General features: G+C 40.3%; 4 protein-coding genes. 3 read left to right on the top strand and 1 reads right to left on the bottom strand.

Features of this window, described 5'->3' with window-relative positions; translation table 11 throughout:
* Positions 1-1377, top strand: a 1377-nt coding sequence (locus tag BCG07_RS01855; protein ID WP_286888306.1) for a glucan biosynthesis protein G, incomplete at its 5' end; no start/stop codon positions are given.
* A complete protein-coding gene (gene mdoH / locus BCG07_RS01850) occupies positions 1349-3310 on the top strand; it encodes a glucans biosynthesis glucosyltransferase MdoH (protein ID WP_286888305.1) in 1962 nt (653 codons plus the stop codon). The genes BCG07_RS01855 and mdoH, both read left to right, overlap by 29 nt.
* 150 nt (positions 3311-3460) lie before the next feature.
* On the opposite strand, the gene fusA is transcribed toward mdoH, so the two are convergent.
* A complete protein-coding gene (fusA, locus tag BCG07_RS01845; protein ID WP_010558083.1) occupies positions 3461-5545 on the bottom strand; it encodes an elongation factor G in 2085 nt (694 codons plus the stop codon).
* 503 nt (positions 5546-6048) lie between these two features.
* Here fusA and BCG07_RS01840 point away from each other — a divergent pair.
* Positions 6049-7518: DUF3857 domain-containing transglutaminase family protein (locus BCG07_RS01840; RefSeq protein ID WP_286888302.1), on the top strand; the 1470-nt coding region annotated here is incomplete at its 3' end.

Genomic DNA, 7518 nt, shown 5'->3' with positions numbered 1-7518 from the left:
GATTACCGCTCCATTCGTTTTAAGCAAGATCAAGCTGTTTGGAAAGATGATGGTTTGTATGAATTACAGCTATTTCATCCTGGTTTTTTATACAAAACACCGGTGACAATAAATACTGTTGATAGCGACTCAAAACACAGCAGACTTCCCTTTAATACTGACTTTTATAATTACGATGGAACGGCTGCACCGCTAAAAGATGAGTTAACTAAAAGCACAACCAATACACAGCTTGGCCATGCAGGTTTTAGGCTTCACTACCCTTTAAATACTAATACTTATAAAGATGAGATTATGGTGTTTCAAGGTGCTTCTTATTTCCGTGTTGTAGGTCCAAACCAAGTTTATGGCCTTTCAGCTCGCGGATTAGCAATTGATACAGCGCTTGCATCTGGCGAAGAGTTCCCTATGTTTAAAGAGTTTTGGCTAGTAAAACCGACAGCAGAACAAACTAGCATTGTACTGTTTGCATTACTTGATAGCCCATCAGTATCTGGCGCTTATAAATTTAATATTGACCCTACTACCAACACAACCGTTAAAATAGACATGCAAATATTTGCCCGTAAAGACGTGAAAAAGTTAGGCATCGCACCACTAACGAGCATGTTTTATCATGGTGAAAATAGCACAAAATTTTTTGATGATTATCGTCCTGAGGTGCATGACTCTGATGGTTTGTTAACTCAATCACAGGATGACAAGTGGGTATGGCGCCCACTGAATAATCCATCGCAACTGAGTGTTACGTCATTTGCGTACGAAAACCCTAAAGGTTTTGGGCTTGCGCAGCGCGACCGTGACTTTAATAACTATTTTGATATAGAAGCACATTACCATGATCGCCCAAGCCTGTGGATTGAACCTCAGGGTGAATGGGGCAATGGCCGTGTTGAGCTAGTAGAAATTCCAACAGATACCGAAACAAACGACAACATTGTTAGCTACTGGGTACCAGAAAACCCCTTCAAAGCAGGTGATTCATTAAAACTTAGCTACAAAATGAGTACGTTTAATAGCAGTTTAAACAAACATGAAAAAGCACATGTAGTTCGTACTCGTATCGGCAGCGCGGCATTGCCCGGTGAAGATAACCCGCCACCACAAAGTCATCGTCAATTCACTGTTGATTTTTCAGGCCCTGCTCTAAATGCTCTCTCTGAACAACTTAAGTTAAATGCAGATATTCAGCTTACTACGGGTGAAGTAAGTGATGTATCCGTTCAAAAGCTGCCTGAAGGGTACGGCTGGCGTGTTGCTTTTAAAATTGCACCACAAGACGACAACCCCGTCGATATGCGCTTATCGTTAAAACTACGTGACAAAGACATTAGTGAGGTATGGAGCTATGTTTGGTATCCAAATGACATCAAGTAAGCAAAAAAAGGGAACGACAATGCCATTTAAAACAGCTCGTGTATGGCTTTTTGCAATTGCCGCTATATTCATATCAGGCTATGGCATATCAATCATGTTCGACATACTTAACTCAAACGGCATGACGTTGCTTGAGTATGCACTGCTTGTCTTATTTTCTATTACATTTGCATGGATAGTGACGGCATTTTGTAGTGGCACAATAGGGTTTGTATTACAGCTATTTCGTATCGATCCACTTACCTTAAAGCGCATAAAACCAATCGCGATTCACGCCCAAGCTATTGCTAAGCAAAAAACAGCGGTTGTAATGCCTATTTACAACGAAGACACCCACCGTGTAATTGCTGGTTTTGAAGTAAGTCTTGCGTCGCTTAAAGAGACCGGACAGCTCGAACACTTTGATTTTTACTTACTAAGCGATACACAAGACCCGCAGATAGCCGAGAATGAACTCAATGCATGGCACGCAATGTGCGAGCGCTTAGGAGATACTGCCAAACATATTTTTTATCGCCGCCGTGAAGACAATAAACACCGCAAAGTAGGCAACCTAACGGATTTTTGTGAACGCTGGGGTAGTAAATACGATCATATGATTGTACTCGATGCAGACAGTATAATGACTGGCAAGTGTATGCTTGAGCTAACAACTAGCATGCTAAATAACCCACAAGCAGGTCTTATTCAGACAATCCCTATTCCGGTTCGCCAAGATACTTTTTTTGGTCGCTTTTTACAATTCGCATCGGTACTCTACAGCCCCATGCTAGCTACTGGCTCTGCTTTTTGGCAAACCGATCAAGCTAACTACTGGGGACATAACGCAATCATAAGGGTCGATGCCTTTATTAAATGTTGTGGTTTGCCAACATTAAAAGGGAATGCGCCCTTTGGTGGTGAAATTCTCAGCCACGACTTTGTTGAAGCTTCTTTACTTCACTCAGCTGATTGGGATGTATTGTTGTTATCTGAAATTGAAGGTAGCTATGAAGAAGTCCCAAGCAATATATTAGACTACGCAATTCGTGATAGGCGCTGGGTACAAGGCAATATTCAACACCTTGGTTTATTGTCATCAAATAAATTAAAGCTTATGAGTAAGTTTCATTTTTTACTGGGTGCTACAGCATATATATCGTCGCTTATTTGGCTATCAATGCTCGCATTAAGTACTATTGATGCCGTTACCCGCGCATTAAACAGTGATGTCTATTTTAATCGTGCTTATCAGTTATTCCCTACATGGCAAATAGCTAAAACAGATTTAATTGACTCATTACTTTATTTAACCATTATTATTTTATTAATGCCTAAGTTAATGGGGATCATTGTTACCCTAGTCCACAGAAATAAGCGTTTTGGTGGGTCAATTAAACTCATAGCTGGTTCAGTTATCGAAACTTTGTTTGCCGTTATTGTGGCACCGCTGATGATGGTTTTTCATGCTTACTTTGTAGTATGTGTATTTTTAGGTAAAAAAGTAACGTGGGATGCTCAACCGCGAGAAGGCCGTATGGTGTCGTGGAAAGAAGCCTTTGGCTATACACTATTTTCAACTGTAGTTGCAGTTGTTTGGGGCGGGGTTGCTTATTACTTTACCCCTGTATTTTTCTGGTGGTTATCACCTATTTTATTAGGGCTGATACTTGCAGCTCCAATTGTTCGTTACTCGAGTAGTATTAAGTTTGGTGTAGCGCTCAGAAAACTAGGTATATTTATATGCCCTAGTGAAGTCGATAACAGCAAAACACTCGCTGCACTTAAAGTACATTTACAAACAGTATCAGTACCAAGCAAAGGGCAATACCCTGAAGCTTTGCCAGCACTACCAGCAGAGCAATTAACAACAATGCCAGTACAACGTTTTCATCGTGTTCGTAAGCTAAAAATCAAAACCCTCAAAGCAAAGTTAATTAGAAGGTTTAATTAACCGTACCATCACACTAAAAAGGAGCGCTAAGCGCTCCTTTTTTTATGCTTAAAATATATGCTAACTATAGATTTCACAGAAGCTAGAAAAAATTTTAACCAATAAAAAACCCGCAACATGTGCGGGTTTTTTTAGAGTTTAAAAGGCTAATTACTTAGCAGCTTTTTTCTCTTTTTCTGCAGCGATTACCGTTTCAGATACGTTAGCTGGACATGGTGCGTAGTGTGAGAACTCCATAGAGAACTGACCACGACCTGATGTCATAGTACGTAGTGAACCGATGTAACCAAACATTTCTGATAACGGTACGTCAGCTTTAATGCGAACGCCAGTTAAACCAGCTTCTTGGTCGCTTAGCATACCACGACGACGGTTAAGGTCACCGATTACATCACCAACGTGATCTTCTGGCGTGAACACGTCAACTTTCATGATTGGCTCAAGAAGTTGTGCGCCCGCTTTAGGGATCGATTGACGGAAAGCGCCTTTAGCAGCGATTTCGAATGCGATTGCAGATGAATCCACGGCGTGGAAGCCACCGTCGAAAAGTTCTACTTCAACGTCAAGTACAGGGAAGCCAGCTAGCACACCCTCTTGCATCATTGATTTAAAGCCTTTCTCAACTGCAGGCCAGAATTCTTTAGGTACGTTACCACCAACAACTGATGATGTGAACGTGAAGCCTGAACCCACTTCGCCTGGCTTGATGCGGTAATCAATTTTACCGAACTGACCAGAACCACCAGATTGTTTCTTATGCGTGTAGCTATCTTCGATTTCACGAGTGATAGTTTCACGGTAAGCAACCTGTGGTTGACCAACAATAAGGTCTACACCGTAAGTACGCTTAAGGATATCTACTTTGATATCTAAGTGAAGCTCACCCATACCTTTAAGGATAGTTTCGCCTGAATCTTCATCAGTCTCAACTTGGAAAGATGGATCTTCTGCAACCATTTTACCGATAGCAACACCCATTTTCTCATTACCGCCTTTATCTTTAGGCTGTACAGCAATCGAGATTACTGGAGTTGGGAATACCATTGGTTCAAGTGTTACTGGGTGCTTAGGATCACAAAGAGTGTGACCAGTTTGCACGTTCTTCATACCTACGATTGCAATGATGTCACCAGCTTGTGCGCTAGTTAACTCTTTACGCTCGTCAGCTTGCATTTCTACCATGCGGCCAACACGTTCTGTTTTACCAGTAAACGCATTAAGGATAGTGTCACCCTTGTTAAGCTTACCAGAGTAGATACGTACGAATGTTAATGCACCAAAGCGGTCATCCATGATTTTAAATGCAAGCGCTTTGAAAGGTTCGTCTGCAGAAACAATTGCAAACTCGCCGTTTTCATTACCTTCTTCGTCCATAAGAGGTTGAGGATCAACTTCTGTAGGAGCCGGTAAGTAATCAACAACAGCGTCAAGTACAAGTTGAACACCTTTGTTTTTAAATGCAGAACCACAGAACGTTGGGAAGAACGCAAGGTCACGAGTACCTTTACGGATACAACGTTTGATATCTTCAACAGAAGGTACTTCACCTTCCATGTACGCTTCCATTAGGTCATCGTCTTGCTCTACAGCAGTTTCGATAAGCATTTCATGGTATTCTTCAGTTTTTTCTACCATGTCTGCAGGAACGTCTGTGATTTCGTAGTTTTCAGGAAGACCAGTGTCATCCCAAACGTATGCTTTTTTCTCTAATACGTCTACAACACCAACAAAATCATCTTCAATACCGATTGGTAAAGTCATGATTAATGGTACTGCACCAAGTACTTTACGTACTTGCTCAGTTACACGGTAAAAATCAGCACCCATACGGTCTAATTTATTTACGAAAATAATACGTGCAACTTCTGATTCGTTCGCGTAGCGCCAGTTAGTTTCTGATTGTGGCTCAACACCACCAGAACCACAGAATACACCAACACCGCCATCTAATACTTTAAGTGAACGGTAAACTTCAACTGTGAAGTCAACGTGTCCAGGAGTATCGATAACGTTGAAACGGTGATCTTTCCAGAAACAGCTTACTGCCGCAGACTGGATAGTAATACCGCGCTCAGCTTCTTGATCCATGAAATCGGTAGTAGATTCACCATCATGAACCTCACCTGTTTTGTGGATAGTACCTGTAAGCTTCAGGATACGCTCAGTAGTAGTGGTTTTACCCGCATCAACGTGCGCGAAAATACCAATGTTTCTGTACTTCGATAAATCTGCCATTATTTTACTCTTAATAAAGTCGATAAATTATTCGGCGGGAGTATAGCATTACTTAAAGCGAACATCACCATAGAAGTCGCTTAAAATGCAATCAATTCACTATATTTTTTTTGCAAAGAGAATATATTAACGGTACAACACGCTGTTTATTATATAAACCAATAAAAACGTTAGGCTTTATTTCATAAACACTGCATTTTAAATAATGCTTTTTAATTTTGTATCGGTAACTTAAAAGGCCTTATTGATATCGAGCATATTGTTATGTTTAATAATTTTTACTGCAGCTGCGCCCTTTAAGGTATAAATAAATAGTCGTAAATTCTCCCATAAACACATTGAAGAAAGGTTTATTTAATTAAAATTAAAGCAGGCGAGTATTTAAAAATAACGCATTACTAAAGCTCTTCACAATTCAATCTGTATGATAATATCGATTAAAAATAGGCCACTATATAAACCTATAAGTGGTATGCATTAATAACAAATAATAAGAATTAAAAATGAAACGGACATTTCTTTACCCTATTTATTGGCTACTAACATGTGTTTTATTTCTATGTAATGCACCAGCTTATGCTACGCAATATAAAATAGATGCGCCTGGTAATTGGGTCACCCTACATGACGTAAAACAGCCCCAAAAAAGTGATATGGCAAAAGTGCGCGATGGCACACTTTATCTATTACTCGACAACCAAACTTATGTTCCTGAACGTCAAAAGCAACAACGATACACACGCCTAGTAATGCAAGCACTTAATCAAAGTGGCGTTGACTATATAAGCCAGTTAAGCCTCGATTTTGACCCAAGCTATCAGACCCTAATATTGCACACACTCTCCATAATTAGAGATGGTAAGCACATAGATAAGCTTTCAACTGCAAGGTTATCTGTTATCCAGAGCGAGCCTGAATTAGCTGATAAAATTTATAACGGAAGGCTTTCTTTAAATATCATTGTTGACGATATGCGAAGCGGAGATATGCTCGATTATAGCTACAGTGTTACCGGCAGTAATCCTATCTATGCCAATAAATTTAGTACTCGGCGCACACTAAGGTGGTCAGTGCCCGTAGTGCAACAGTATATGCGTGTTTTATGGGGTAAAAAAACACCTCTTAATATAAAAACCATAAATGGCACTGCCGAAACAAAACAGACTGAAAACCAATACGGTACGGACTACTCTATATCAGAGTTCGAAGCCCCTTTACTCACGCAAGACTCTGAAACACCCACCTGGTACAACCCATACATGCAAGTTTATCTCTCTGAATATAATAGTTGGGACGAAGTTGTTAATTGGGCATTACCACTTTATGAGTCAGCAATCGAAACACCCAGTAGTATTAACGCCATAGCGCAATCTATACAGGCACAGCATACCAATACATCCGATAGGATTGCCGCAGCATTACGCTTTAGCCAAGACGAAATACGCTATTTAGGTTTAGAAATGGGCACCAATTCTCATCAGCCAACACCTGCCTCAGAAACGCTATCTCTTCGTTATGGTGACTGTAAAGATAAAACAACTCTACTCATTTCATTATTAGAAGCGATGAAAATAGAGGCATACCCTGCTCTTGTAGATACAGAAGAAACGAAGCGCTTAATAGAACTACCGGCCACAGCAAGCGTTTTTAACCACGTAATTGTAACTCTTGAGTACAAAGGCAAACGCTATTGGTTGGATCCAACCATTAGCTATCAACGAGGTACACTTCCCTATTTAGCGCAGCCCGATTACGGATATGCACTTATTATAAAAAATGGCGAAAATACATTAACGCCTATGGCACAAACTCCTGTGCATAAAAAGGTAACAGTAAACGATCAATTTTATATTCCTAAAACAGTAAAAGAACCGGTCCTATTTACTACCGAATATTCTTATGCCGAGTTTCAGGCTATTAATCGCAGAAGTAATTTAGCGCGCAACGGGCTAGACAGCGTTGCAAAATCATAC

The organism is Pseudoalteromonas sp. ESRF-bin5, from assembly GCF_002632075.1.
GTDB lineage: Bacteria > Pseudomonadota > Gammaproteobacteria > Enterobacterales > Alteromonadaceae > Pseudoalteromonas > Pseudoalteromonas marina.
This window is presented reverse-complemented; position numbering and strand designations above follow the sequence as displayed.